This window comes from Tatumella citrea, from assembly GCF_002163585.1.
Classification (GTDB): Bacteria; Pseudomonadota; Gammaproteobacteria; order Enterobacterales; family Enterobacteriaceae; genus Tatumella; species Tatumella citrea.
This window is the reverse complement of record NZ_CP015579.1, coordinates 295686-322529: the sequence shown is the minus strand read 5'-3', so window position 1 is coordinate 322529 and position 26844 is coordinate 295686. Positions and strand designations below refer to the sequence as shown.

Genomic DNA, 26844 nt, shown 5'->3' with positions numbered 1-26844 from the left:
TGATTTAATTGGTATAAATGCAAAGTATGGATAAGTATTGTCCATGCCATGATGGCGAAAGCAACAATTTATTTACACTGATAGCCTTCGGGTATCGCGCAGTGAATCAAACATATGTTGAGATATTCCGTCGGCCCACGACTACGTATTCTGTCGGAAGCCACAGATATCCCGGGCAGATGATTGCGGGTACCGATCTCTATCCTTTTCCGGCCAGACGCCCGCACTGTCTTTGTATACCCTCAAAAATACAGTCGGCCAGTTGATGAGGAAAGCTATCCGGAAGCGATGCAGCGACGCGCTCAATGACTCCGGATGTTCGGCTAATAATGTCATCCATGATGGACTCAACATGACCTCTTCCTAATCCGGTTAATTCACCATGATGAATCCAGTGCCGTCGTTGAATTCTGTAAATCTGGTAATAATTACTGCTGCCATGAACCGCCACTGCCAGCTTGCATTTTTGCCAGGCAATCTGGTTATTACCGTGTCCAGTCACTGGCCACGCTGATAAAACATCATAAAGAGGAGTCAGGTGATAACGGCTTTGTGGTCCGATTGCGATACTGAAATTTTTGGCATGCCCGTCAGTGGCGGCCATTAGCCAGAAAATAATCCGGGCTCTGAAAAACTGCTCTCTGTCCTGCTCTGCACTATCTGAATGACTGAGTACCCCCATAATATCGGAAATACCCGGTCCGCCATCAGACTGGTATTTTCTTAGTGGAGAAACCCCCAAAGCCTGGCACATATCCTCCTGAGGCAACCGAATGATCCATTGCTGATCCCCTGACCATCTTCTGTAAAAACGCTCGACAATCAATGCTTTCTGATCTTCAAACTGTGCGATCTGAGTATTGGCAACCGGGAGCCCGTAATGATCCAGCAGCGAAGAGCACAGCCACTCATTTTCGACTGAAGTACTCATATCAGCTCACATATTTCCCACCAATCCAAGCGGCAACCTGAAAATATGCGTGGTCGGTGTATTACCTTCGGGTAAACACCACTGTTGCTGATGCCACAGTAAGGCTGTTTTTTCCTGCGCACCGGCAATTGATAATCGTAAATCCCCGGCATCGTCCTGGCGACCTGGTAAAAAAGTCGCCGTAGTATTACGCAACGTAGTGGCAATTTCGGCTTCAGAAAGTGGGCGATAATTGACGGAAAATAAATCCGTGGGTTCTTCATCAATTTTAAGAAACTGGATAGCACCAACGCAGTCGCGTCCCGGTTCAGCCAACAGGTCAAAAGGTTCAGAACTTTCAGCCTGATAGCGCATCGCTAAACGCCGACGAATACTGTGACTGTCAGGCAATAAATTATCAAAATAATCGCGGACAACATCACCTCGCCAGGGCTGATTTCCGGGAGTGAAAGGCAACGAAAGTGATAAAGCCCTTCCCTGCTCGTCCGTTATCCATTCCGGAAGGTAATGCAATACATCTTCACCGCGGATCTTTTCCCGGGTTGCGGTCCGGATCCCATTCATCTATACCGCTAAACGTTGCTGTGCCCGTGGCATATCATCACCATTGTTCCCGTCTGGCAGGTGAATCTGCTGACTGAATTGATTCTTCGGATGCTGAAGATGGCTCAGACCTGGAATTCAACGGCCCGGAGGAAAGTGTCATTTCAACTCCCAATAAACTAAATACCCGGAACAACCGCTCAATACTGGCGCTGGCAGGGTTTGCTTCCAGCCGGGCATAAGTTTGCTGCGTTACCCCTAACTTTTCAGACAGATCTTTTTGCGTCAGACCTTTCGCTTTACGAAAACCAATCAGTAACAGGCGTAGCTGACTGAGAGTTTTTAGCGGATAAGCAGTATTCATAAGCTATTTATCCTGATGATCGATGATAATACAGACCAGACACTGTTTTAATACATTACACCCTGTAAGCTGTAAAAGAAAAATACAGCCTTAAAGCTGTTTTGTGAAAAAACAGCATAAAAGCTGTATAGATGTGACAGTCCTTCGGATTCGCTGTGTTGTTTACAGGGGTATCAGGCTGATTAACAAGCAGTACAGGAAATCATTTAACCTCATGGAAAAGAAAAACCATCAGTGGCAGGTGGAGTTACACAAGGTGGCCTGTGACTATCAGCTGGCCGCTTAGTGTTTCGATAGGCAATTAGAGAAGACCGGGAAAGGGTATATTGAGCATCCGGGATGATTTATGTAGGCGCCGCTGCCAGAGAACGCCATGAAGATTCCCATACCAGGAAAGATTAAAGGGGGGATGTTAGATCCATTGAGAATAAGTTTTCCGTTTAACATCACTGAACTTCCTTATTTTCAGATCATATATCATTGAAAATATATCCAATAAATATAAAAATTGAGTTACAGTAAATATTATTATATTAGCATTGATTAAAACATACTTGATGTACACTTTCGTGATTTTAAATCTTAAAGCCTCTCAATGGTCGGCATAAATATTCCCGCACCAGGGATATAAATTGAGAATCATATTAGATTTTCATAATAATACTTTCGTGTAATAGAATCTGTTAATTACCCCCATATCCTTCAGAAGATGCAATATATTTGAGAAATTCGCACTACAGTTTAATTTAACACAAATAACCTCCCTGCCATCCTCATTTACTCATTATTCCCGGTTAAGTACAATTTCATTATGGATATTAATAACAACATAAAGGAAAAAACAACATGGCTACTCCGGCTTACTTATGACTTAAAGATGATGGTGATATTAAAGGTTCTGTTGATGTTGAGGACCGTGAGGGGAACATTGAGGTCACAGGATTTTCCCATAATCTGAGCCTACCTACCGATGGTTTGGTCCGCTCCCTACGCAGATGTTCCGGACGATCAATTATGGATTAGGATGGGCACAGACTATGCAAAACGCACCGGATTTAAAGAAAAGCTATTTACTTTTATTCTACTGGCGGCAATTTCTTTTGTGGTTTATAAGGCATGGCACTTCTCACCTCCAGGACAAGAAATCGTCAGAAAAGTGAAGGTTAATAACCTGGTAAATCTGTATATAACAGAAGCCAGCGCAGGAGTCACCACGGATTTCTCATACCGTTTCTACCTGTATGATTCATCGAAAGATGATAAAGAGTTTAAAGTGAGTCTGAAAGACAATTTATCACCTTTTATGATAACCGAAGATAAGGATGCTTTAGATAAGGTTGAAAATGGTGCGATTTATTTATCTGTAAAGGGCAAGATTTATACTTTTAGAAGCCCTGCGCCTTATATTATCCGCGGCTCGATATATTATGTTCCGATATATATTACTGCGTCACCATTTTAAGGACATAGCCAGCGTGAGAGCTTGCTGTTTTTCGCCAGGGAAATTAGGGGAATGATGGAAAAAACATAGAGCATTATCACAGGCATAGCATTGGTTATTATAAGAAAGAGAAGGAACATAACCAGATGTTAGTAGAAAAGGAAACTGTTTTATATGGTGCGAAGGCCGTACTCGAACATCGCGACTATCCTTATGATCTTAAGAGAGTAAAACTTATCATGCTGGGCATGATACCATCATTGATACCATCAGTCCCGACTGGTGATAATCGAACAAAGAGTATATTAATCTTGTTTGCTTACACTAACTTCAACTTTATCTATATCATAAATACTTACATTGCCGCCAGTCGCATTTAACGGATCAAAAAGAGCAAGATTGATTCCTTCACTTACAGAACTACTATAAAGTACTCCATGAAAGCCAGTTTTCTTAATAAATTCGCATATATATTGACTTGGAATATAATCAAGGGCTGCACTTTTAGATAATACAGGTCTTGTTAGTTCATAACCAAGTCGTTCAAGAAAAGGTATATCTGCAAGCATTTTACCCATTTCACCTGGATCGGTTAATAAAAACGGTGAAACGGTTTCACGAGGGTTTCTTAGGTCTATTAGAGTCAAATTATCTCTTAGAGTAAACTCTGCGACACAAGCTCTGTCACCTGTATGAGGTCGAATTTCAGACAAAGCTGTATCTGGTTTAGATCCAAGATATAAATACGGTATACCTGTAGGATTTGCTCTCCCATGACTAACTAATCTCTTTGGGGGCGCTCCCATTTTGTCTATCGTAAAAGCAGCATCGTCTACATAAATACGGGCTCGATACCAAATTTTAGAAAAATCATCTAAAGCAAGGAAACTTAATAACTCGCCAAGCCTATCTGTATCAAGTGATTTATTCAAAAAATATCTATTTTCATACATGAGTTCCTGACAAAGATGATCCCATAATGCGAGAGATTCACTCTTATAACTATCAGAAAGTACGAAGGTTTTTCTAACAACATTCCCATCATCAAGTATATCACCTAATAACTCTTTGGCATGAGCCTCATCTAAAAGAGGATGTGAAAATAGCTTCCAATCCTCTTTCAAATGTGCAACTAGACTCTTACCATTCGGATGATTTTCGTAGATGTTTATCAATGAACTAAAATGATCAAATAAAGCATGAGGCTCAATAATCTCAATACCTTTGGTACCACAATACGAACAATCACCAAAATCTGGGGAAAGTGAAGGTATGATATTTTTCTTTAAACCATTATCCCCAAAACAGCTCGCACAGCAGCACTTGATCATATTATTTACCATCCATGAAATCGGCTAGGGTTTCTATATGGTGAATCATAGACAATTTTTTAACTGTCCCTAAACCAGGGAAGTGACTCGGATTATGTAATCGCCTAAACTCTTTGATAGCCGACGTTTCAAGCAACATGGATTTGCCTGAATTTAAAGCAGTCATTAATTTATCAAGGGACTGTGCGAACTTACCTGCTGGGTCTGTCGGTGTATCACGTGTTGTCGAAACAAAATGATAGATGTACATTTCATCTTCATGCTTCGTATTAATGTAAGTAAGATGAATAGCAACCGCATACGCAGGGCCACCGGACTCACTAAATTCATCACCAACAATTAAGAAATCACCAAAACCATTCATACCCTCTTCTTCATAATTAAGATGAAGATCTGAAAAGAACTCAGAATCGGGATGGTCAGCATTTCGTCTTTTTTCAAAGCCATCTTTAATTAAAATTCTTTCTGAACCCGAAAAATGTTTTCGATAAGCTTTAGAACAATAGTTAGAAATAAATACATGTTTGTATCCATCCCCAAATCTTTCATGTAAAGCTTTTGGCTCATCAAACCCGGCATGAATAAAGGTGACTTCATGAACGAGATCTGAATGAAGGAGATTATCAACCTTAGCAATAGTCATACTCTTATCAAGAAGTATTCCTACAGAAATTTTTTCATACTTACTAAATTCATTTTTTAATAATTGAGCTATACTTTGTCCATCGGTAGAGTGATCACCACATGCCGGATTAATGATGACAATAGCCCTACCATCATTTTCTTTTATTGTTTTCAGTGTTCGCTCAAGACCATTGAGAGCCTCTCTCACAGGCTCTATAATTGGAGTAAAACCTGCCTCAGCCATTACATTAGCAGTGTCTCTAATAGCCAACAGTTCAAATTGTTTCCCACGAAAATAAGGATAATACATAGTTTGTCACTCCCATAACAATGCCTCATTAAGAGGAAGCTGCATAGTATTAATTAATCGCTCATGATCCTTAGAGCGAAGCTGAATAGAAAGTGCCGCTGGTTGTAAAGACTTTGGTAAGTTGAGAATCAACTCTCTTAAAGAAAGTAAACTTCTGCTTTCCTTTAAAGTTTTTAGCATTAAATTATATACAGAAACAGGTGGTAGGCCACTAAACTCTTCTTTTAAGAAACCATGCATTTGGGTATTCGGTAAGTCGGGGATTTTTATACCTAACTCGGAAGCAATAATTTTCGCCTCATTAATTCTTAATGATTCAAAGATTGTTACAGGGCATATAAAGTCTAAAACTTCTTCAGCTTCTCTTATAGTAGATATTCGATTCCAACGGGTTAAACTCAATACCCCAATGGAAGATTCAGTCGTTTTCAGCACATCATCTAAATGTTCTGAACCTGCTATGACATAGATTTTCCCAAATGCTTTACGGTAGTTCGTTATTTGGTTTTGTAGACGGCTTAATGAATCCCTTTCGGATTTTATTTCGTAAACCGTTCCAGTTCCGTTCAGTATGATGAGATCAGCTTTGCAAGAGCCGATTCTGAATTCATTAAGCATACAGGCAGTTCTTAATGAATGCTTCCCAAGCAAAAGATTGTGTGTGAGTGCAGAACGATAAACATACTCATTCCGCAAGCCTGTTTGTCTAAGTAAGGCAAATGCCTCATTGAAGGCTTCACCAACGGTAATCCCAAGTGTCTCTGCATGGTCAAAAAGCTCGGTCTCTCGGAGAGAACGAGCAAACATAGGAGACTGCCCTCTTTTCGCTATCTCGCTGAAGACGGAAGCGGAAAAAAGTCTACTTAAAGCAGTCAGTTGAAAAGAGCTAAGTTCGTTACTTCTCATCATGGTGAATCACATAGTCCATCGTTCAGGATCTTGTTTGGTTACTGTCAAAATCCTTAGCAAAACCCACATAAAAGTCGTTCATCAGTGTAGGAAAGCTATGAAAAAATCTTCACCTTAGGTTACCAAACCAGCAGTGTCCTGCATAGAAAAGTCGATAGCCTAACTGTATGCACCAATTCTAGTAGTCTGCAATAACTATGTTTGTGAGATCTAACACAATCTATTGATCATAAAAGATAAAAAAACACTGAAAGATGAAACTCTATGGGTGCATACGAAATGTTATTCTTTAACATAGGGTAATTTACCATTTTTTGGCAAAGTCAAATGGGTTGAATCAATATTAATATACCCTTAAGGAATATACTTTTCATATTTATTCCCTATTGTTATATGCATTTTAACTTTCGAACACTATCTAACCCCTTGTTCAACATGAGGCTTTTATCATATCATTGAAGAAAAAATGACCTCTGGAAACTATTGTGGAAGATAAAATTAATTTTCTATATCAGTCCTTGAACGACACACAAGCAACCATTAAAGCTATTGATGTAAAAATGGGTTCCTCTTTGTAATTGCATTCATGCCTATCACTGTATTACAAACATTGAATAACACCGTGATGGCAATATGGTCTGCAAATGCAATTTATAAATTATGCTTGATTTCAATATGTGTAAGTTGGCTATTATCTGTAGTATATCTTTTTCTGGCTCTAACAAGTATCTCAGATCCTAACAAACACATGCATGGAGCTAAACCAAGCGGATTATTTTATGGCAAAGGTATTTTCAAGATTGAAACGGAAAATTTTGGTTTTAAAATAAAAGTAACATCTAATCTTACAGTAGATGAGGTAGTTAGCAATTTACCTGACCAGAATGGAATCCTTAAAGAATTAACATATGAGAAAATGAAAATAACATATATTAGAGAAATTAAGTTAGGATATTACTCTAGATCCACTAAACTTATGTCTTTTTGGCTACTACTAAGTACAGCCATTTATTTAATAAATAATTTTATTAAGATCTAAATATGAATAACGAACAAAAAGCAGCAATAGAACAAATAATTAATAGCTCGCTTGATCAAGCGGAAGCCCATTGGAGAAATGGTGGTTATAAAATAGCCCTTGAAATGAGGAAAAGCCATGCTCAAGATAGCCGAGATTTTGCTATTAACGAATCTCTGATGCCTGGTCTTCCACCTATTTATGAGGGTCAAACCATTATTGGTGAGTTCATAGCATTAGTCGCAGATATGCGAGACTCGACCAATCATTTGTTACAAGCAATTTCACCAAAGAAAGCGGATATTTCAGACTTACAACGAGTATTTTACGAAACGTCAGCTTTATTACCATCTTTAGCAAAAGTTGTTTCATTCCATGATGGAAAAACTACAGAATATTTAGGAGATGGTATCTTGGCATTTTTTTTAGTCGATGAGGAAGACAAAACTGATGCTATGTATAGGGCTCGCAGGGCTGCAAATGATATTATCGGCGAATTAAGACCTTTACTTAACCGTATTATATTTGAAAGATATAGATTTCCAGAAATTGATCTAGGGTGGGAATGGGGATCAGTAAAGCAATAGTTTCTTTAGTTGGACTTCCAAAAGAAAGACAAGTTAAAGCATTTGGTGAATGTGTATTTAGAGCAACGAAACTATCTTCAGAAAGAAACGAAATTTGTGTGGATACTAATCTACATGCCCAATGGCCGACATCTAAAAATGGAACACTCCGTTTCAGATTAAAATCCTTTGGGTCAGGAGACAAAGCCGTTTCTGGATATTTATTAGAGCCGTCTAAAAATAGGTAATTATAATATGAAAACTTATAATATTTTTATTAGCCATTCTTGGAAGTATACTGATAGTTATGACCGACTATTGAACATTCTTCATAATAGAGGGTGTTTTTATTTTAAAAATTACTCTGTGCCAAGAATAGATCCTATAATAGGGGCACAAGGTGACATTGCTCTTTACTCAGCAATTAAGAGTCAAATGTCACCGAGCAGTGTCGTTCTCATTTTAGCTGGCGTTTATGCTACATATAGTAAATGGATAGATGCAGAAATAAGAATAGCTAAAGAATATGGAAAACCTATTATAGCAATAGAACCATGGGGTTCTGAAAGAACTTCTACTGTAGTAAAAAATGCTGCAGATAGAATCGTTAAGTGGAATGCTGATAGCATTGTCGCTGCTATAAGAGAATTATCATGAGGTACCTATGAGAAAAGCTCTATTCATTGGTATTAACGAATATGAAAGCATTCAAGATCTCAAAGGATGCGAAGGTGATGCCATATCTATGTCAGAAGTGTTAAGCCGACACTCTGATGGAAGACCAAATTTTGGTGCAAAAAAGTTAATAAACTCACCAGCGAAGCCGGTAACACGCGAAGTACTTGAAAAAGAAATTCAGATGCTATTTAACGGCGATGCCGATATTGCTCTATTATTTTTTGCAGGACATGGATACTTTGATCAAAATATAGATGAAGGAGTCATTCTACCTTTTGATTATAATCAAAGTAAAAATAATGGCGTGAGGATAAGTGATATATTAAATTGGGCAAATAATGCAGATAAAATACGAAATAAAATTATAATACTTGACTGTTGTCAATCAGGTGCAGCCGGACAAATCAGGAATTTAAGAGGCGGTGAATCTCTAATTTCAGATGGAAGCACTATTTTAACCGCATGTCAAAGAGATGAGTTTGCCATGGAGGAAAATGGTCATGGTATATTTACTACATTAATGTTAGAAGCCTTGTACGGTGCCGGAGCTAATATATTAGGATATGTTACTCCGGGGAGTTTATACAGCTTTGTTGACCAAGCTTTGGGTGAGTGGGAGCAACGACTTGTATTTAAAACTAATGTTTCTAGGTTTGTTATCTTGAGAGAAACAGGTCCACGGATTTCCTTAGACACGCTCAGAATGTTACCAGTATGGTTCAAATCAGAATCGGATATTTTTGCATTAGATCCTGATTTCGAACCTGATTCACCGACTCCATCGGATGAAAAAACTGCAATTTTCAAACAGCTTCAAAACTGTAATCGACACGGAATTATAGAGCCGGTTGATAGCGACCATATGTATTTTGCAGCAATGAATTCTAAAGGTTGTCGCTTAACAGCTTTAGGCGTTTCCTATCGTAAGTTAGCAGAAAAACAGCGAATTTAATCAAGAAAATCATTATTGATAAAACGGAGAACTTATGAATAAATCGCAACCACTTTACATCATAATAAAGATAGAATTTCCCGTTGGTTTTTTACCCAAACAATTAGCTTATAACAACCATTCATTTATAGTATTTAATCTTAGTAATGGTACTTGTGAGTCTATGCATGACTCCCTTGATTCAGCTCAGAAGAAAATAATTGAATTATTAGATAAATCAGAAAAAATTGAAACTGGTGAAAAAAAACCGACTACCCAGCACTATATGCTTTATTTCAATTACCACTACTCTTCTACTAAATCACAAGAGGCTTGTCTCTCTGACGACCCTGCGACCATGTTAATTGAGGAATTCTTCGATAATATTCAAATAGTGAATAACATCAAATTATCATCAATATTAATAAGTTATGTTAATAAGAAAATATTGAATTTTTCCTTACCTTTAACTAAGAATGATAACACCTCCAAATATGACAGTTAACCTTCTCATGTCAGGTATGTTTGTTTATATTTTTATTTATAAATATTATATTCCTGACATTATTCTCAATGATACAATCAAAAGATACCATTTCATCAAGGTATAATTGAATTTCGTCGTCAGGGAAATATTCATGTTCGTATAACTCCCCATTTATATATTCAATTTGTAATTGATACATACTGATTATCTCTCCTGTTTCTGTCTTAGTAATTACTTTTTCAATATGTCTTATAATTCCATGATGAAACGTTGATTTTTCACATAATCTTTGTATTAAGCTCATACTTGATTCCTCTTCACTAATGAATTGTATTCTTTTAACGTGAATTTATAAGCATGTCAATATTACCACTTATTGATAAGCAAGAGCTAACTCAGAGATGCTCCGCTTCTCTGAGTTGCCTTGCTTTTTCTGCTCTTTGATTGAAAAAGAATGATTTAAACCTGGAACCTTAACTTTCGTACTCCTAATTTAATTAGGATGTAATTAATTTCCACATAAAAAGAGAACTTTTGGATGCCGATACGAAATTTCTTTGATCTACTATTCAATCGATGTAAAATTGTTACTCCTTCGTTTGACATGGAATAAAAAATGGGAAAATTTGCGGATTTTAATATCAAAAACAATACCGAAAATACTAATGTCAGCCAAAGCAACAGTGGTGGTTATAATGTTCAAAATACTCAGGTCATAAATAATCGAACCATCAACAATCATTATACAAAGCAAAATTCTAATAGTGATGGTGATGCAGGTGCTTTTATGGCGGGAGCGGTCATTTTAACGATAGGAATAGGATTTGTCATCTGGTCGTTTTTCACACATTATCAAGAAATTTATCCCATTTTAAAAACAGGTGCTTTATTCTCTCCTGTATTCTCGATAATTGGGATTATAGCTTTGATTCTTAGAAAAGAGGTTGAAACGACAGATTTTGTCAGATTTTTTTTCTTAGTCTTAGCTGGAGGTTCTGTTTTTTTATTAAATGAATATTTGAATATAAATGTTCCATTAGAAATCATAGACTTATCAAAACGAGCCGCATCGGTTTCAGGTTTTTGGAACGGATTAAACGAATATGGCAAAAACCTTTCTTTGTCGTTGATATCTTCGAGTATCTTGATTGGTGCATCAATAATATTGATAATCTTCGCTGCATTCAGAGAATTATCATACTCCTTAGCTAACAAAAACATGTCTGGATTTTGGTTTATAAGTCTTAAAATAACTAATTTATTCCGTATTCAAGCTCTTGGTAATGGTGGGATCATAACTTTAATCTTGGCACTAACCTTTTTAACATTAAATGGATATGTATTCCACTTTGAATGGAACTAATTTTACATGGGCCTTTTGGCCCTTATTTTTAATGAATAAATTAATATTTACAGCTTATTGATATATTCATATCAATTTTTATTATTTAGATTTACCTTATTTACTAGTTAATCTCCTTTTTAATTAGCTGCCTATTCTTATCCAATAGGGAAGTAAACATATTAAATCGCGCTTAACATTGACAACTAATAATTATTTACTATAACAGGAGATAAAGTTAGTTAATTACTTTTAAAGCATGACATATAAAAGGAGTTTATATGGCAAATAAAAAATCGCATTTTTTGAACACTAAGGATGCAAAACATTCAACCTCAAAGTGTAAATTACTACCACAGGAATTACGAATTCATTGTGTTAGTGTTCGTCTTAACAATGCTGAATTGGCCAAGCGTAATACATTGAGGGAGCATTATTCGAAAGGAGAGTGGCTTCGTATGGCTTCCCTTCAAAAATTGCCTCCAGTTATACCAGCTATTAATACCAAAGCCTGGATAGCTTTAACTGACATATCACAAAAACTAAATCGAATTGCGATCCATATCGATGGTAATGTAAGTATCCCTGCAAAAAGAACCATTCACTTTTAGAGATCTTCCGACATACTGAATATGTTTCCTGAAGGAGATCGCTATGCGTAAAGCCCGGTTTACTGAACACCAGATTATCGCCGTTCTGAAGTCTGTTGAAGCCGGCCGAACAGTGAAGGATGTCTGCCGCGAGGCCGCTATTTCAGAAGCCAGCTATTACAACTGGAAAGCGAAATATGGCGGAATGGAAGCTTCTGATATCCGCAAAATCAAAGACCTGGAAGACGAGAACCGGCGTCTTAAGCAGATGTTCGCTGATCTGAGTCTTGAGAACCGTGCACTGAAAGACGTCATCGAAAAAAAGCTTTAAAACCAGTGATAAAGCGTGAGCTCGCCCGTTATCTGATTTCGCAGTTTACAATGAGCACACGTAAGGCTTACAGGACATTATCACTGAGCAGGACGGTATTTTTCTACAAACCGGATACACGGCGTAATGACGCGTTGTCATTGAAGCCCTCAAAGAACTCGCTGAGCGCTATCCGCGATACGGTTTTAAGAAGCTTTTTCAGGTCATTCGCCGGCAGGGCCATGTCTGGAACCATAAGCGGGTTCACCGGATTTACTGCCTGCTGAAACTGAATTTCAGACACTGAGGGACTGTTTCCGCCCAACAATATCCCATGACTGTTTTACAAACACATCCCGGTTAAGTGACGTGATACAAGACGGTGTAGGGAATTGAAGTAAAAACTGGCAGAACCACTCTGCCCGGGACATATGCAGAAACTGCTCAGCTTCGGGAAAATAAAGGGTCAGATAGTGGTTAACCAGGCTGTTCAGACATCGTGTTCGTGCCAGAGTAACCTGATGGTATGTGTTTGATATCTCCTGTATATCGATAATGCCATTCGCCAGAAGATCATAAAATGGTGAAGATAATCCTTGTTCGAGCAAATACATAATGACACTGGCATCTTTGCGATCATTTTTATCCCAGGTCCTGAACAGCATCTCACGAGCTCGCGCACATCTGACAGAGGAAACAAGATGGCACTGAACTCCCTGCTTATGTAACCACCATGCGATGTTACGGTGATAATCAGCTGTAGGTTCAAATGCAGCGATAATATCTTCATGGGGTGAAGCGGTGAGCGCAAGCAGTCGGTTGAACCCTTCCAGGGTATTTTCAATACGCAGGTAGGATGTTCGTCCATCCGGGTGCCGAATTTTTGCATCGTGATGTTTTTTAGCGATATCCAGGGCAATCAGAGTCCCCGACACACCGATGTTACTAACTAAAGTGTTCATTGATTTTCTCCACTTGTGACAGACACGGACATTACAAGTTGTAGAAAATAGCTGACTTAAACGCTAGCTGGATGCACTCAATAGGTATCACGGGCCGGAATTTATCTCACTGACACTGTCCCAGTGGGCTGAAGATCATGATGTACAGCTGGAGTTCATTCAGCCGGGAAAACCCACTCAGAATGCTTTTATTGAACGATTTAACCGGACATACAGGACTGAAATACTGGATTTTTATCTGTTCAGAACACTGAATGAAGTACGGGAGATCACAGAACGGTGGCTGGAGGAATATAACAGCGAACGACCTCATGAATCCCTGAATAACCTGACACCGGAAGAATACCGGTTGATGGCTGAAAAACCGGAAACCTCAAAAAGTGTCTGGAACTAAAACAGGTATGCTTACACTGCCATCTCTTGAGCAGGGTTGTAATCTATCAGCCCGTTCTGGACAGCATATCGCATCACTGCCGTTGTTCTTTGCTGTAGGCGGGAAGCAACTTCCAGTCGCCCAGAAGCTTCAACAGCCTTGATAGGGGCAATAAGATCTCTGGTATTAAGCTCGGATATTTTTCTTTTACCAATAGCAGTAAAGAGACCATCTTCCATGCTTTTTAGAACTCTCTCGCTATGGGAATCTGACCATTTCCTTTTACAAGCCTTATGCCAGTCCCTAGCAACAGATTCAAAAGTAAGAGCTTCGCTCTGCTCGATCTTGTCTGCCTTTTTCTTCTCGGAAGGGTCGATACCATCAGATACCAACTTTTTAGCCTCATCTCGTTTCCTGCGAGCTTCACCAAGAGAGACCATTGGATAAACACCCAATGCTAAAACTTTCTGTTTGCCATCGAAACGGTATTGGAGTCGCCAGTATTTTGAACCATTGGGGTTGATCAGCAGGTGTATACCCTGCCCATCTGTGAGTTTGAAAGGTTTGTCGGAGGGCTTGGTAGTCCTAACTTTGATATCGGTGAGAGCCATCAGTTGATACCTCCAGTGTTGGTACCAAAATCAATCGAACCGAGAATACCATCAGTTATACCATCATCGGTTGGTATATGTTCAAGAAACTGAGTAGACGTGAACAGACTAAGAAAAGCCAGATACCTGCTTAACTTAATGTTTTTATGGACTAAAGTAGACGTTAGTAGACTTAAAAAAAGCTTTGTATGGTGCCGAAGGCCGGACTCGAACCGGCACGTATTTCTACGGTTGATTTTGAATCAACTGCGTCTACCGATTTCGCCACTTCGGCACTGAAGGGTATGCGGAAAACAACGGGATTATACCCTGAGTCGTGACGGGTGCAAGGTGAATCCGTGAAGTTGTCGGTTAACTGCCGAAAAAACAAGCATTCACCGCGTTCCGCCCTTCGCTGAGTTTAAACTGCCTCATCAGGGCTTCCTTGCCCTTGCCCTTGCCCTTGCCCTTGCCCTTGCCCTTGCCCTTGCCCTTGCCCTTGCCCTTGCCCTTGCCCTTGGGTTTTCGGTTTTCGGTTTTCGGTTTTCGGGTCTCGGGTTTGAGCCTTTTGCCCTTAGCCTTTTGTTGGCTGTTGGCTGTTGGCTGTTGGCTGTTGGCTGTTGGCTGTTGGCTGTTGCAGCGCAACTACACATTCTGTGTGGCAGAGGGGGTCGGAGTGTTCCGATTCGTGGGATGGGGGCGGGAAAAAAGGAACTAACGGCGGGGGTTAGGGACTAAAATATTGAGCTGTGCAAAAAAATAACCTGGATGAGGCTGTTTTAATGAAAAAAATGACACACACACCGTTGCTGGCGATGGGTTTAGTTGCAGCACTGATCAGTGGAGCGGCCAGCGCGGCCAGTTGGCAGGATAAGCTGAGTAGCAGCGCGTCGGATCTGATGAATTCTTCTTCTGCGACTTCTGGTCAGTCTTCAGCTTCCACCGGCGGGTTGTCGCTGTCCTCCATTACCGGGTTGCTGAATGGCGGTAATAAGGCTGTCAGTTCAAACAGCATGAGCAATGCCACCGGGATTCTGCAGTATTGTGCTGAGAATAACCTGGTGAAAAACAACGTCACCTCCGTGACTGACCAGTTGAAAAGTAAGCTGGGCCTGTCTGATACCTCAGAACAGAAACAGGAAACAGGTTATGCGCAGGGTCTGGCAGGGCTGCTGAATACCGGTAACGGGCAGCAGATCAGTCTGAAAAGCCTGAGCAATACCCCGATGGGCGAAAAGCTGAAAACCAAAGCCTGTAACGTGGTGCTGGATCAGGGTAAAAAATACCTCGGTATGTAATTCCCCCCGCCGGAGCCGGTCTGTGACCGGCTCCGGACTTTTGCTTCTTCTGTTGATTCCTTCTTCAAGCTTTCCCTTTCTCTGCTGATTCCTTGCAGGAATGTTCCCTTTTCCTGTTACTGCTACACTTTAGCTGCCGGAGCAACTTTCGCCCCTGTCGGTTATTCACTAACCACTATACTGTGCGCCGCACAGGCAATTGCCTGCTGATGTCGTTAATCGTACCGGTCCGTGGCATTGTCAGCGGACAGGATTAAGAATAATTTGAGGATTTTATGCAGGAACTCATCAAGGCTGTCGGGTTAGGGTTGGTGGTGCTATTGCCGCTGGCGAACCCGTTGACCAGTGTCGCACTGTTCCTCGGCTTATCCGGCGAGATGAATTTTACCGAGCGTAATCGTCAGGCATTTCAGGCCTCGGTGTACGTTTTTCTGATTATGATGGTGGCGTGGTACGCGGGGAATGCGGTGCTGGATACCTTCGGTATCTCCATTCCCGGGCTGCGGATTGCCGGTGGCTTAATCGTCGCCTTTATCGGTTTCCGGATGCTGTTTCCGGTGCAGAAGCTGCACGATACCCTGGAAGTGCAGCATAAGCAGGAAGAGATCGATGCCGCAGAGCACCAGGATACTCAGGTCAATATTGCCTTTGTGCCAATTGCCATGCCAAGTACCGCCGGTCCCGGCACCATCGCGATGATTATCAGTACCGCCTCCACCGTGAAAACCGGCGATTTCCCGGCGTGGGTTCTGCATGTCGCCCCGGTGCTGACTTTTCTGGTAGTGGCAGTGATTCTCTGGCTGTGTCTGCGCAGTTCCGGCGCCATTATGCGGCTGGTCGGCAAAGGCGGTATCGAAGCGATTTCCCGTCTGATGGGCTTCCTGCTGGTGTGTATGGGAGTTCAGTTCGTAATTAACGGTGTTCTGGATGTGGCAACCCATCTGAAATAAACATAAAAAAGCCGGGGAGTGCCCCGGCTTTTAGTTTAACTCTTGTCTGAATTAGTGCTGCTCCAGCCCCTCACGAACTTTTTTCACCTGATCAGCAGTCACTGCCGATGCATCGTTACTCCAGCCCTGTCGTACGAAGGTTGCCAGTTTAGCCACCTGGTCGTCAGATAAACGGTGTCCGAAGCCAGGCATTTTCAGCATTGATGGCGACTTCTCAGTTGCCGGTAACTGCGCACCCTGCAGGATGATATGGATCAGCCCCTGCGGATCTTTGGCATTAACAACCGATGCCTGATCCAACTGTGGGAATGCCCGTGCAGCACCCAGCCCGTTAACAAAATGGCAGGCACCACAGTTGTTCAGGTAGAGCGTCTGGCCTTCAGTCAGATCCACCGCCGCGGTCAGTTTAGCGGTAGTGGCCTGATTTTTCTGCTGATCATAAGCCTGCAATGGCGGGTTGCCACCAAGGAATTTCAGATAGGCGGCAATCGCCTGCAGGTCGGCATCGGTCATGTGCGAGGTCGAATTTTTCACGACCGAGGTCATCTCACCGGCGACACCGGCCTTGTCGTTACGTCCGCTTTGCAGGTAATCGACAATCTCATCCGGGCTCCAGCGGGCAATACCCCGTAATGAAGGGACATCCCAGCCATTGAGGTTGCCGCCAGAAAGGAAGTTGCTGTCACTGCTGTCCAGCGCTTTCTCTTCCATTGCCACACCACGCGGCGTATGGCAGCTGCTACAGTGGCCCAGAGACTCAACAATATAAGCCCCACGGTTAACCTGCTCTGAAGCTCCGCCAATCGGCTGGAATGGCTTATCGGAGGTAAACACCATGTTCCAGAAACGCATGCCCCAACGCTGACTGAACGGGAAGCTGAGGTCGGTCTGCGGCGGCTGACTGTTGCTGGCGGTCACACCGTGCATAAAGTAGCTGTACAGGGCATGAATATCCGCATCACTGGTTTTGGCATAATCCGGATAAGGCATGGCCGGATAGAGGAAACTGCCATCCGGACGCACCCCTTTGCGCACTGCATCGGCAAACTGTTGCTCGGTGTAATTACCTATCCCGTACTGTTTGTCCGGGGTGATATTGGTGGAGTAAATAGTCCCGAGATCCGATTTTATCGCCAGACCGCCCGAATAATCAGGCCGCCCGGAGGTCGTATGGCAAGCCATACAATCTCCCAGCCGTGCCAGATATTCACCCTGTTTTACCAGTTGATCCTGATTCGGTGCATCGGCCGCCTGTACCGCGCCAGCCAGCCCGCAGGCCAGAACTACAGTATTCGCCAGTAACAGGCGCTTAAATGTCATCTTTTTCATGATGTTACACCTGTACCATTGGGCCCGGATTTTTCAGATACTGTTCTTTAATGGCATTAGCTGCCATCAGCGTAATTGCACCGATAGTGTTGGTCGGGTTGGACTGGAAGTTCTGCGGGAACGCATTACCTCCCGGCACAAATACGTTATGAACATCCCAGCTTTGCAGGTAACGGTTCAGGGCCGATGTTTTCGGATCATCGCCCATAATAGCCCCGCCCACGTTATGGGTAGAGACATACTTGGTCAGATCAAAGTCAGCGCCCATCGGCAGGAAACTCATGCTGAAACTGTCAGGGTTCATCTCTTTGACGATATTGCCGACAATGCCTTTCAGGTACTGCTGTAACTGCAGTTCGTTGTGCTTCCAGTTAAAGGTCATGCGCAATAATGGCTGACCGTGGCGATCTTTATAGGTCGGGTCCAGATCCAGGTAAACGTCACGGTACGACATACAGGAAGTGGTGATCCCCACCTTCATTGAATGGCCGTACCAGTTTTCCAGCCCCTCTTTCCAGCCCGCTCCCCAGGAGGGAGTACCCGGCGGCAGCGCGGTGCTGATTGGGGTTCCGGTCGACTGGGCACTCTGAATTTTTGCTCCGCCGATAATGCCAAGTCCCGGACCGTCGAAGTTGCCCGGAGAGATATCGTTGAACTGCATACCGGTCGGTCCGGAGCTGACAAACGGGTTAAAGTTTTTATCTTTGAAAAACAGAGTCGCAGAACCATTACTCAGGAACGCATAGTTACGTCCGACTACCCCTTCTTCGGTGACCGGGTTGTAAGGCTGGCCAATACCGGACAGCAGCATCAGACGCACGTTATAGAACTGGAAGCTGCTGAGGATGACAATTTTTGCCGGCTGAAAGCATTCGTTACCCTGCTCATCGATATAGATAACCCCTTTGGCGGTTTTCTTATCATCATGCAGCACCACTCTCAACACTTCCGCGTTTACTTCATAAGAGAAGTTATCCATCTGCTTCAGTGAATCCAGCACTGCGGTCTGGGGTGAGGCTTTGGAGTAGTTGAGGCACGGATATTTAGAGCAGTAACCGCAATAGTTACACGGAGCAATAGTGTTTCCGTAAGGGTTGGTCCAGACACGGGAAGCGGCAGCCGACGGAATGGTGAACGGGTGATAACCCATTTTTTTCACGGTATCGCCAAACATCACGTTATTGAGCGTATTTTCCAGTGCCGGCAATGGCATCGGATTGGCACGGGGCCCTTCAAACGGATCTCCGCCTTCCATTATCTGGCCGCGCAGGTTACCGGTGTTACCGGATAATCCGCAGATATGCTCAAATTTTTCAAACCATGGCTCAATCTCATTCCAGGTAAACGGGAAATCACGCACCCGCATATCTTCCTGTAATACACCCGGTTTGTAGGCCTCATCGGCATAGGTTTTGAGTTTAATATCGGTCGGGGTCGGACGCAGTAACACACCGGTCCAGTGCATACCGGCACCACCCACACCGCCGCCAGGCACAAAGGCGCCCCACTTACGGGTTGGCAGTGCGGTGTCCTGCATGGTGTAACGCACGGTCACCGCAGAATCTGCGGGGGTGGTCATCACCTTGTTACGAACCGCATAGGCATATTCGTCTGCCGGTTTAGGATAGGCAAACGCTTCATAATCACGTTCAGGACCTTTTTCCAGTGCACGCACTGTCAGTCCTGCCATGGCCAGTTCAATACTCATCAGTGAACCGGCCCAGCCGAATCCGCAAACCACGACGTCGACTTCTTTCTTAGTTATCTGAGCCATAAGAAACCTTGTTATTCAGAAAAACGGCAATTACGCAGTCTCGCCCAGCAGGCTGACCGGCCCGAGGGGATACTTCACATTATGTTGTTTTACCCATTCCAGATAACTGGCGCGGGCCCCGGGAAAACCAATCGCAATCCACGCTTTCATCCCTTTATTGCCGCCATACATCGGGTCGGCGAGATAACCGTGTTTGGTTTCTCCGAGCAACTGACTGAAGAACAACGAGCCCTTCAGGGTGTTTTCACCCAGGGCTGCGAAGTCGAGAGTGTTTTTCTGTAATCCCGTCAGCACCTTGTCTTTATCTGCTTCCGATAACTGATGGAAAGGTTTCTGCAGGTTTTGCTGGCTCCACTGATTAGTCAGCCGGATACCGGTCTGATAAATCTGTTGTGGATAGAGAGGCACCTGATACCCCATAGTGGCCGGGGCATGCGGGTTAAACGGCCCTTCCATGTAGATTTCCTTACCGAAATGCTCATCATGGAGTTGCTGGTCGATAAATATCGGCACATTAGTTTCCAGCGCGCCCGGGGCTTTACCCGGTCCGCCCGCAGGAATAATGCGGTCGGTCGCAGCCAGAATAAACTGCCATTCGTCAGCGGTGAAAAAGGCCGGTTTATAGCTGGTAAGTTCAGGTGCAGCCATATCGGCTGCCTGTGCCGCAGTCAGACCCTTAAGCACCAGTTCGGTGAGTGGCAAAGCCATCAGCGAACCGAGCAGGAATTTGCGGCGCGTGGTGTTTTTTTGCAAAAGCATAAGTGACGACTCTCATTTGCTCACGATGTATTTATTATGAACTTGTTAAGAAACAAGCGGTGGTAACGCTTTCATAGCAAAGATAGCGCTTACATTACATCAAACCGATTACAAATTTAATACATACATAACTTTACTTAGGGGATTTAGCACGAAATGACGCCACTGTTAGTAGGGGAATGGCGTTTTTTTAAGCGTAGCCCGGCAGACCGTGATACTCAATATCCATCAGATAAACATGGGTATATTTTTCAGCTATCCCTGTCTATAGTCTTGGTATGACGCCCTGTGCAGGGCTGCAAAATTTTTTTCCCCGACCACAATGGCGGATAATTCCGGGTGACGTATTCCCCTGTGGGGGGGATGCTGAACACTGCTAACTTCCAGAGACTGATATCGTATGACTGCACCGTTACTGATTGCCCGAACCCCGCAACTGACCCTGAATCTGTTGCCGGCCATGTCTAACCGCCACGGTTTGATTACCGGAGCCACCGGCACCGGAAAAACCGTCACACTGCAAAAAATGGCAGAGTCATTCTCGTCAATTGGCGTCCCGGTGTTTATGGCCGATGTGAAAGGTGATTTAAGCGGTATTGCAAAAGCCGGCGAAAGCTCAGAGAAACTGCAGGCGCGGCTGGAAAAAATTGGCGTGACTGACTGGCAACCGCAGGATAATCCGGTGGTGCTGTGGGATATCTTTGGCGAAAAAGGTCACCCGGTGCGGGCGACCGTGTCTGATCTCGGCCCGCTACTGTTGGCACGGCTGTTAAACCTTAACGAGATCCAGTCCGGAGTTTTACAGATTATCTTCCGGATCGCCGACGATCAGGGCATGTTGCTGCTGGATTTCAAAGATCTTCGCGCGATGGTGCAGTATATCGGCGATAACGCAAAGGCGTTTACTACCGAATATGGCAATATCAGCACCGCTTCTGTCGGGGCAATTCAGCGTGGCCTGCTGGCACTGGAACAACAGGGCGCCGAATACTTCTTTGGCGAGCCAATGCTGGATATTAAAGACTGGATGCGCACCGATGATCAGGGGCGTGGCGTCATCAATATTCTCAGTGCCGAAAAGCTCTATCAGATGCCAAAACTGTATGCCACCAGCCTGCTGTGGATGCTGTCAGAACTGTATGAGCAGTTGCCGGAAGTCGGTGATGTCGAAAAACCGAAGCTGGTGTTTTTCTTTGATGAAGCCCATCTGCTGTTTGATGACGTGCCTGACGTATTGCTGGAAAAAATACAGCAGGTGATTCGTTTAATCCGCTCCAAAGGCGTCGGTGTCTGGTTTGTGACTCAGAATCCTTCCGATGTGCCGGATACCGTGCTGGGTCAGTTAGGTAACCGCGTTCAGCATGCACTGCGGGCATTTACTCCTAAAGATCAGAAAGCAGTGAAGGCCGCCGCGACCACCATGCGTGCCAACCCGTCCTTTAATACCGAAGAAGCCATCCAGTCGCTGGGTACCGGCGAAGCACTGATCTCGTTCCTCGATGAAAAAGGCAGCCCGTCGGTGGTAGAACGGGCGATGGTAATTGCCCCGGGTTCCCGCATGGGGCCGCTGAACAGCGATGAACGTAACAGCCTGATTAATCACTCACCGCTGTACGGCAAGTATGATGATGTGGTGGACAGAGAGTCCGCCTATGAGCTGCTGCAGAAAGGGGTACAGAATGCACCTCAGCAGTCCGGCGCGCCGGAGGCTAAGGGAAATAACAGCGGAGTAGAAAACACAGTGCTGGATGGCCTGAAAAATATCCTGTTTGGTTATACCGGCCCGCGGGGGGGTAAACACGACGGTGTGGTGCAGACGATGGCTAAAACCGCCACCCGCCAGGTGACTAATCAGATTCTGCGCGGAGTACTGGGTAGTCTGTTTGGCGGACGTAAGTAATCACTTCTGTTTCCCTGCGGAGCCCGTTGCTCCGCAGGTTTTACGGTGGTCAGGTTGCCTGATATCGTTTACTGCCTGCCAGCGCGGCACAGCTAAGCACTGCCAGCGCCATCAGATAATACCCGGGCGCCAGGCTGGTCCCGGTCGCCGTAATCAGCAGGCTACAAATCAGTGGTGCAAATCCGCCAAACACCGTCACCGCAATATTATAGCTGATGGACATACCGCTGGCACGGGTGCTGACAGGAAACAGATCCGCCATCATCGACGGTACTGTGGCAAAATAGCAGGACTTCAGTAATGCCAGCCAGCAAACCAGCACAATTGCGCCTAACGGGCGAATAAGAAAAGAAACCCCGAAACTGCCAAAGGTCAGCAGCAGCGAAACCGAGGGATCTTCGGTCGGGAAAAATTCATGGGCAATATAGCGGGCAAAAAAGGCATAGACCGCAATATCAAACCACTCCAGTGCATTGCCGACACAGGTCGAGAACAGGGTTTTATACAAATTTGGCGCTGGCCGCGTCATCGCGCCACTCATGATGGCTGCCCCTGAGTCTGACGGTAAGCCTGCTGGCTGGCGATCAGTTGGGTCCCCTGTTCACCAAAATCCCATAACAGATGCGTCATCATCAGCAAACCTTCGCGGGCTATCGATTTCAGCATATGTTCGTCCGCCGCATGCTGGCCGCAGGCCGGATAAGAGTGCGGAACCCACAGGGTGGGCAGTTGCAGAATGTTGGCAAATACATCATTCGGTAGCGAGCCACCAAGGTTTGGCAGCAACGCAGGTTTCTTACCGCTGCTCTGTTGCAGCGAAGCCAGTGCCCAGCTGACCAGCGGTGAACGGGGGTCCAGCCGGGTGGCCGGGGAACCGCGCACCACCTCCACCTGCACATCGGCGAATCCGTGTGCTGCCAGGTATTCACTCAGATGAGTATCGATTTTTTCCCAGTCAGTCCCGACCACAAACCGCAGCTGACATACCGCGGTGGCACTGCCTGGAATGGCATTCATCGGTCGCTGTGGATTACCACTGACCATCGCCAGTATTTCCAGGGTATTCCAGCCATACAGACGTTCTGCCGGCGTCAGACCAGCCTCTCCCCACTGCTCATCAATCTGCGGATCACCAGCGACCGGTTGCAGCTGAATATCACTGAGGATTTCCCGGACCTGCGCAGAAATGGCCGGCGGTTTCAGGGCGCTGACCTGCAACTGTCCGTGCTGATTCACCAGCGTGGACAGCGCATTTGCCAGCCGGATGGCCGGATTCGTCAGCAGCCCACCCCAGTTACCGGAATGGTAATCGCGCTCACGGGCGTGAATGGTGAGACGCACGTTGACCGCACCACGTGAACCTAAAAACAGCGTCGGACGTTCGGCCGACAAACGTGGCCCGTCAGAGGCGATAAACACATCTGCCGCCAGCAATGCCTGGTGTTGTCGGCAAATCTCTGCCAGCCCCGGGGAGCTGATCTCTTCCCCCATCTCAAACAGAAATTTGCAGTTAAATCCCAGGCTTCCGTTGCGGGCGGCAAAAATTTGCTCCAGCGCGGCGATATTTACCGAATGCTGGCCTTTGTTATCGGCACTGCCGCGTCCGTACCAACGGTCGCCCTCTTCGGTCAACTGCCACGGGTCCAGCCCCTGGCGCCAGTTGTCGTCATCGCCAAACACCACATCGCCATGCCCGTAACACAGCACCGTCGGCAGGGCCGGATCTTCAATGCGGGTCGCCAGCAGCATCGGGCGTAGCGGCGCCGCAGGGTTTGCCAGCTCTGTCAGCGTAAAGCCCATGGCGGCCATGGCCGGGGTAATTTCCTCTCTCAGATAGCGGCGGATTTCTTCATCACGGTCATCCCGCTGACTTTCCGAGTGGATAGCGACACGTCGCGCCAGAGTGGTTTTAAATTCCCCGCTGTCAAACCAGGCTGCCGCGGCGGCCATCACTTTTTCTGCTGTCATTTGTCTGTCCGGTATAGGTTTGTTTATTTTGTTATAGCGTCAATCTAAGCTACTCTTCTGCTTTGCCACAATTATCAAAATATCAAACAAGCTTTGCTCTTAAAGCAACGCTATACTGCACAAAAAGGCAGCACGCACCGTGATGAGGCAAACGCATGCTAAGTACCGAAATCCGTTATTTTCTGGCGGTTGCTGACAGCGGTTCGCTGAGTGCAGCCAGCCAGCAGTTGTTTGTCGCAACTTCCGCCATCAGCCGACAAATTCAGCGACTGGAACAGGATGTCGGGGTGGCATTATTTGAACGCCATGCCCGGGGGATGGTCCTGACCGATGCCGGACGGATGTTTGAGCATCGTATTCGCCAGAGTCAGCGGGAAATGGACAGTACCCTGTCGGAAATTAAAGGCCTGACGGCTATCCGTCGCACCGCGATTCGTATTGCCTGCACCGACGGGCTGGCATGGCATCTGTTACCTGCCCTCTGTTCCCAGTTTCGTCAGCAGTACCCTTCGGTAAGCTTTCATTTGCAGGTGGGCAACACCCGTCAGGTGGCAGAAAGCCTGCATCGTGGTGAGTGCGATCTGGCCTTACAGTTTTGTCTGCATGCCGAACGTGGGGTGCAGGTTGCTGGCAGCTGGCCCGCCCCGGTACTGGTGGTGATGTCTGCCAGCCATCCGCTGGCAGGCAAGGAGTTTCAGTTGCAGGATCTGAGCAGTTATCCGGTGGCACTGCCGGACCAGAGCACTACCGTGCGCCAGTTATTTGATTTGTCCTGCCAGATGAACGGGGTATTTATCGAACCCACCATTACCTGCAATAATTTTGGTTCGCTGTACCACTTCCTGACCCTGAATCCGCTCACCGTCACCCTGTGCAGCCGCTATTCCCTGCTGTATAACCCGACGGAACATCCACTGGTGGTGCGTAGCCTGGCGATAAATGCGCTGACCCAGCGCACACTGCAAATCCATCTGTTGCCCGGCCGCCAGCAGTCTGCCGCCCTGAAACTGTTTCTCGGCTTTATCAGTGATCAGTTGCAGCATCAGCATGAACAATTTTCCGCAGACAATCACGCAACCGGTCGCTGAACCGGCTATTTTTTCGGTAAACCAGCTCATTGATTGCTATGCTGAAAAGCAATAACAGCCAGTGAATGGCTTCACTTTATGACCTTCCGGACCTGTCTATGGATAAAACTTCCGGCTTAAAGAAAACCAAACGGCTGGCCCTGTGCCTGTTAATCATTGCCAGTGCTGTGTTCATCCTGACCCTGTTTCTGCCGCAGACCCTGACGGTACAGGCGATAAAATCGGTGGCTGAAGCCTCGATGGTGGGGGCGCTGGCTGACTGGTTTGCCGTCAGCGCCCTGTTCCACCGCATTCCGTTACCACTGATCGGCCAGCATACCGCGATTATTCCGCGCAACAAACAGCGGATTGCCGATAATCTCGGACGTTTTGTCGAGGAGAAATTTCTCAGTACCGACAGTATGATAGCCCTGCTGCGTCGCCAGGCTCCGGCAGAAAAACTGGCGGGCTGGCTGGTGATTCCGGAAAATGCCGGACGATTAAGCCGCCTGATATGCCAGCTGATTACCGGTTTCCTGAATGCCGGTAACGATCAACATATCCGGCGCTTTCTGCGTCAGGGGATATTGCGGGCTATCGACAGTGTCGACTTCCGGCACACCGCGGTGCTGCTGTTGGAGAGTATGACGCGGGAAAACCGCCACCAGGGGTTACTGGATGCCCTGATTGAGCAGGTAGTCCGGGTGCTGGATAATCCGGAATCGCGGCAGTTTATTGCCGGGCAAATCAGCCGCTGGTTTCGCCAGGAGTATCCGACCATGGCCCGGCTGGTCTCGGTGGAATGGCTGGGGGAAAAAGGCGCCGATAAAGTGACCTCGATGGTAGATGCTTTGCTGCTGGATGTGGCACAGGATCAGCATCACCAGTTACGGGACGGAGTAAACCGCAGTGTGAACCGGTTTATTGAAGCGCTGAAGAACGATCCGCAGATGCAGCGCCGCGCAGAACAGCTAAAAACCTGGCTAAAAGAGGACGAAACCTTCAATCAGTATACTGTCGGGCTGTGGGATGATTTACGCCGCTGGCTGACAGAAGATATGCAGCGTGAGGATTCGGCGACTGCCAGACAGATCCGCCAGGCGACACAGTGGGCCGGTGAGGCACTGCAAAATGATCCACAACTGCGGGCCTCACTCAATCAACACCTGGAACAGGCGGCCTTACAGGCCGGTCCTGAATTTGCCCGTTTTCTGACCCGACACATCAGCGATACCATCAAGAGCTGGGATAACCGCCAGCTGTCGGCGCAGATTGAACAAAATATTGGTCGTGATTTACAATTTATCCGGATTAACGGTACCCTGGTCGGCGGCACACTAGGATTATTACTGTTTGGGGTTTCGCAATTGCCGTTACTTATTGATTTTATCAGCCACTGGTCAGGCAGATAGTTATTTCCGCTTATTTTCAGGGCAATAATTTCCCAGCCCCGTTATTGCAGAGTGAATTATTAATAAACCTTACATATTCACCCTACG

Annotated in this window: 22 protein-coding genes, 1 tRNA gene and 7 pseudogenes; 15 read left to right on the top strand and 15 right to left on the bottom strand. The window is 45.3% G+C overall.

Going from position 1 to position 26844, the window contains the following annotated elements:
* Window positions 1-199: 199 nt before the first annotated feature.
* Both A7K98_RS01700 and A7K98_RS01695 read right to left on the bottom strand, forming a co-directional pair.
* Window positions 200-1495: pseudogene (locus A7K98_RS01700) on the bottom strand (type II toxin-antitoxin system HipA family toxin).
* 37 nt (window positions 1496-1532) lie between these two features.
* Window positions 1533-1838, bottom strand: a complete 306-nt coding sequence (locus A7K98_RS01695) for a helix-turn-helix transcriptional regulator (protein ID WP_087486990.1) — start codon at window positions 1836-1838, stop codon at window positions 1533-1535.
* An 888-nt stretch (window positions 1839-2726) separates the two neighbouring features.
* Here A7K98_RS01695 and A7K98_RS21530 point away from each other — a divergent pair.
* Window positions 2727-2810: pseudogene (locus A7K98_RS21530) on the top strand (type VI secretion system tube protein Hcp); the annotation flags it as partial.
* A gap of 52 nt (window positions 2811-2862) precedes the next feature.
* Entirely contained in the window at window positions 2863-3300 is a 438-nt protein-coding gene (locus A7K98_RS01680; protein WP_157665815.1) for a hypothetical protein, read from the top strand.
* A gap of 284 nt (window positions 3301-3584) precedes the next feature.
* On the opposite strand, the gene A7K98_RS01675 is transcribed toward A7K98_RS01680, so the two are convergent.
* From A7K98_RS01675 to A7K98_RS01665, 3 genes are read right to left on the bottom strand one after another with little or no spacing between them, the layout of a single operon-like run.
* Window positions 3585-4610 carry an RES domain-containing protein gene (locus A7K98_RS01675; protein WP_087486988.1) on the bottom strand — a complete coding sequence of 342 codons (1026 nt, stop codon included), beginning with the start codon at window positions 4608-4610 and terminating at the stop codon, window positions 3585-3587.
* Between the two features lies 1 nt (window position 4611).
* Entirely contained in the window at window positions 4612-5544 is a 933-nt protein-coding gene (locus A7K98_RS01670; protein WP_087486987.1) for a sce7725 family protein, read from the bottom strand.
* Between the two features lie 6 nt (window positions 5545-5550).
* A complete protein-coding gene (locus A7K98_RS01665; protein WP_021554049.1) occupies window positions 5551-6351 on the bottom strand; it encodes a sce7726 family protein in 801 nt (266 codons plus the stop codon).
* Between the two features lie 1143 nt (window positions 6352-7494).
* On the opposite strand from A7K98_RS01665, the gene A7K98_RS01655 reads away from it, so the two are divergent.
* The 4 genes from A7K98_RS01655 (at window position 7495) to A7K98_RS01640 (ending at window position 10151) form a co-directional block, all read left to right on the top strand.
* Window positions 7495-8058 (top strand): adenylate/guanylate cyclase, encoded by a 564-nt coding sequence (locus A7K98_RS01655; RefSeq protein ID WP_232461581.1) that lies wholly within the window; start codon window positions 7495-7497, stop codon window positions 8056-8058.
* A gap of 234 nt (window positions 8059-8292) precedes the next feature.
* Window positions 8293-8694 (top strand): TIR domain-containing protein, encoded by a 402-nt coding sequence (locus A7K98_RS01650; protein ID WP_087486986.1) that lies wholly within the window; start codon window positions 8293-8295, stop codon window positions 8692-8694.
* A gap of 7 nt (window positions 8695-8701) precedes the next feature.
* Window positions 8702-9667: a caspase family protein gene (locus tag A7K98_RS01645; protein ID WP_087486985.1), complete on the top strand. Its 966-nt coding sequence runs from the start codon at window positions 8702-8704 to the stop codon at window positions 9665-9667.
* Window positions 9668-9701: 34 nt separating this feature from the next.
* Window positions 9702-10151, top strand: coding sequence for a hypothetical protein (locus A7K98_RS01640; protein WP_087486984.1), 450 nt, complete (start codon window positions 9702-9704; stop codon window positions 10149-10151).
* Between the two features lie 10 nt (window positions 10152-10161).
* Here the strand turns inward: A7K98_RS01640 and A7K98_RS01635 are convergent, their stop codons facing one another.
* Window positions 10162-10437 carry a hypothetical protein gene (locus tag A7K98_RS01635; RefSeq protein WP_087486983.1) on the bottom strand — a complete coding sequence of 92 codons (276 nt, stop codon included), beginning with the start codon at window positions 10435-10437 and terminating at the stop codon, window positions 10162-10164.
* Window positions 10438-10749: 312 nt separating this feature from the next.
* Between A7K98_RS01635 and A7K98_RS21235 the strand changes: the two genes are divergently transcribed.
* The 3 genes and pseudogenes from A7K98_RS21235 to A7K98_RS21230 form a co-directional block, all read left to right on the top strand.
* Window positions 10750-11496 (top strand): DUF2157 domain-containing protein, encoded by a 747-nt coding sequence (locus tag A7K98_RS21235; protein ID WP_157665813.1) that lies wholly within the window; start codon window positions 10750-10752, stop codon window positions 11494-11496.
* Window positions 11497-11756: 260 nt separating this feature from the next.
* A pseudogene (locus tag A7K98_RS01625) lies at window positions 11757-12047 on the top strand (hypothetical protein); the annotation flags it as partial.
* A gap of 82 nt (window positions 12048-12129) precedes the next feature.
* Window positions 12130-12676: pseudogene (locus A7K98_RS21230) on the top strand (transposase); the annotation flags it as partial.
* Between the two features lie 10 nt (window positions 12677-12686).
* Here the strand turns inward: A7K98_RS21230 and A7K98_RS01610 are convergent.
* Window positions 12687-13337 (bottom strand): annotated as a pseudogene (locus tag A7K98_RS01610) (IS110 family transposase); the annotation flags it as partial.
* An 88-nt stretch (window positions 13338-13425) separates the two neighbouring features.
* Here A7K98_RS01610 and A7K98_RS01605 point away from each other — a divergent pair.
* Window positions 13426-13731: pseudogene (locus A7K98_RS01605) on the top strand (integrase core domain-containing protein); the annotation flags it as partial.
* 17 nt (window positions 13732-13748) lie between these two features.
* Here the strand turns inward: A7K98_RS01605 and A7K98_RS01600 are convergent.
* The 3 genes and pseudogenes from A7K98_RS01600 to A7K98_RS21225 all read right to left on the bottom strand — a co-directional run.
* Window positions 13749-14321 (bottom strand): annotated as a pseudogene (locus tag A7K98_RS01600) (tyrosine-type recombinase/integrase); the annotation flags it as partial.
* A gap of 189 nt (window positions 14322-14510) precedes the next feature.
* Window positions 14511-14595: transfer RNA gene (locus A7K98_RS01595), tRNA-Leu, on the bottom strand.
* 77 nt (window positions 14596-14672) lie between these two features.
* Window positions 14673-14945, bottom strand: coding sequence for a hypothetical protein (locus A7K98_RS21225; RefSeq protein ID WP_157665811.1), 273 nt, complete (start codon window positions 14943-14945; stop codon window positions 14673-14675).
* A gap of 137 nt (window positions 14946-15082) precedes the next feature.
* Between A7K98_RS21225 and A7K98_RS01585 the strand changes: the two genes are divergently transcribed.
* Together A7K98_RS01585 and A7K98_RS01580 are read left to right on the top strand one after the other, a co-directional pair.
* The gene (locus A7K98_RS01585) at window positions 15083-15598 is read left to right on the top strand and encodes a DUF2501 domain-containing protein (RefSeq protein WP_087490323.1); all 516 of its coding nucleotides are present in this window, start codon (window positions 15083-15085) and stop codon (window positions 15596-15598) included.
* 275 nt (window positions 15599-15873) lie between these two features.
* Window positions 15874-16548 carry a MarC family NAAT transporter gene (locus A7K98_RS01580; protein WP_087486979.1) on the top strand — a complete coding sequence of 225 codons (675 nt, stop codon included), beginning with the start codon at window positions 15874-15876 and terminating at the stop codon, window positions 16546-16548.
* Between the two features lie 51 nt (window positions 16549-16599).
* On the opposite strand, the gene A7K98_RS01575 is transcribed toward A7K98_RS01580, so the two are convergent.
* From A7K98_RS01575 to A7K98_RS01565, 3 genes are read right to left on the bottom strand one after another with little or no spacing between them, the layout of a single operon-like run.
* Window positions 16600-17868: a c-type cytochrome gene (locus A7K98_RS01575; RefSeq protein WP_087490322.1), complete on the bottom strand. Its 1269-nt coding sequence runs from the start codon at window positions 17866-17868 to the stop codon at window positions 16600-16602.
* A gap of 13 nt (window positions 17869-17881) precedes the next feature.
* Window positions 17882-19651 carry a GMC family oxidoreductase gene (locus tag A7K98_RS01570; protein WP_087486978.1) on the bottom strand — a complete coding sequence of 590 codons (1770 nt, stop codon included), beginning with the start codon at window positions 19649-19651 and terminating at the stop codon, window positions 17882-17884.
* Between the two features lie 30 nt (window positions 19652-19681).
* Window positions 19682-20410 (bottom strand): gluconate 2-dehydrogenase subunit 3 family protein, encoded by a 729-nt coding sequence (locus tag A7K98_RS01565; RefSeq protein WP_087486977.1) that lies wholly within the window; start codon window positions 20408-20410, stop codon window positions 19682-19684.
* A gap of 400 nt (window positions 20411-20810) precedes the next feature.
* Here A7K98_RS01565 and A7K98_RS01560 point away from each other — a divergent pair, with 400 nt between their 5' ends.
* Window positions 20811-22310 carry a helicase HerA-like C-terminal domain-containing protein gene (locus tag A7K98_RS01560; protein ID WP_087486976.1) on the top strand — a complete coding sequence of 500 codons (1500 nt, stop codon included), beginning with the start codon at window positions 20811-20813 and terminating at the stop codon, window positions 22308-22310.
* Window positions 22311-22359: 49 nt separating this feature from the next.
* Here A7K98_RS01560 and A7K98_RS01555 read toward each other — a convergent pair whose 3' ends face one another.
* The gene (locus A7K98_RS01555; RefSeq protein WP_087486975.1) at window positions 22360-22851 is read right to left on the bottom strand and encodes an MFS transporter; all 492 of its coding nucleotides are present in this window, start codon (window positions 22849-22851) and stop codon (window positions 22360-22362) included.
* Window positions 22848-24278 (bottom strand): M20 family metallopeptidase, encoded by a 1431-nt coding sequence (locus A7K98_RS01550; protein WP_087486974.1) that lies wholly within the window; start codon window positions 24276-24278, stop codon window positions 22848-22850. Before A7K98_RS01550 ends, A7K98_RS01555 begins: the two co-directional genes overlap by 4 nt.
* Before the next feature lie 155 nt (window positions 24279-24433).
* Here A7K98_RS01550 and A7K98_RS01545 point away from each other — a divergent pair, with 155 nt between their 5' ends.
* Together A7K98_RS01545 and A7K98_RS01540 are read left to right on the top strand one after the other, a co-directional pair.
* On the top strand, window positions 24434-25366 hold the full coding sequence (locus tag A7K98_RS01545; RefSeq protein WP_087486973.1) for a LysR family transcriptional regulator: 933 nt from the start codon (window positions 24434-24436) through the stop codon (window positions 25364-25366).
* Window positions 25367-25464: 98 nt separating this feature from the next.
* Window positions 25465-26757, top strand: a complete 1293-nt coding sequence (locus A7K98_RS01540; protein ID WP_087486972.1) for a DUF445 domain-containing protein — start codon at window positions 25465-25467, stop codon at window positions 26755-26757.
* Window positions 26758-26844 lie beyond the last annotated feature (87 nt).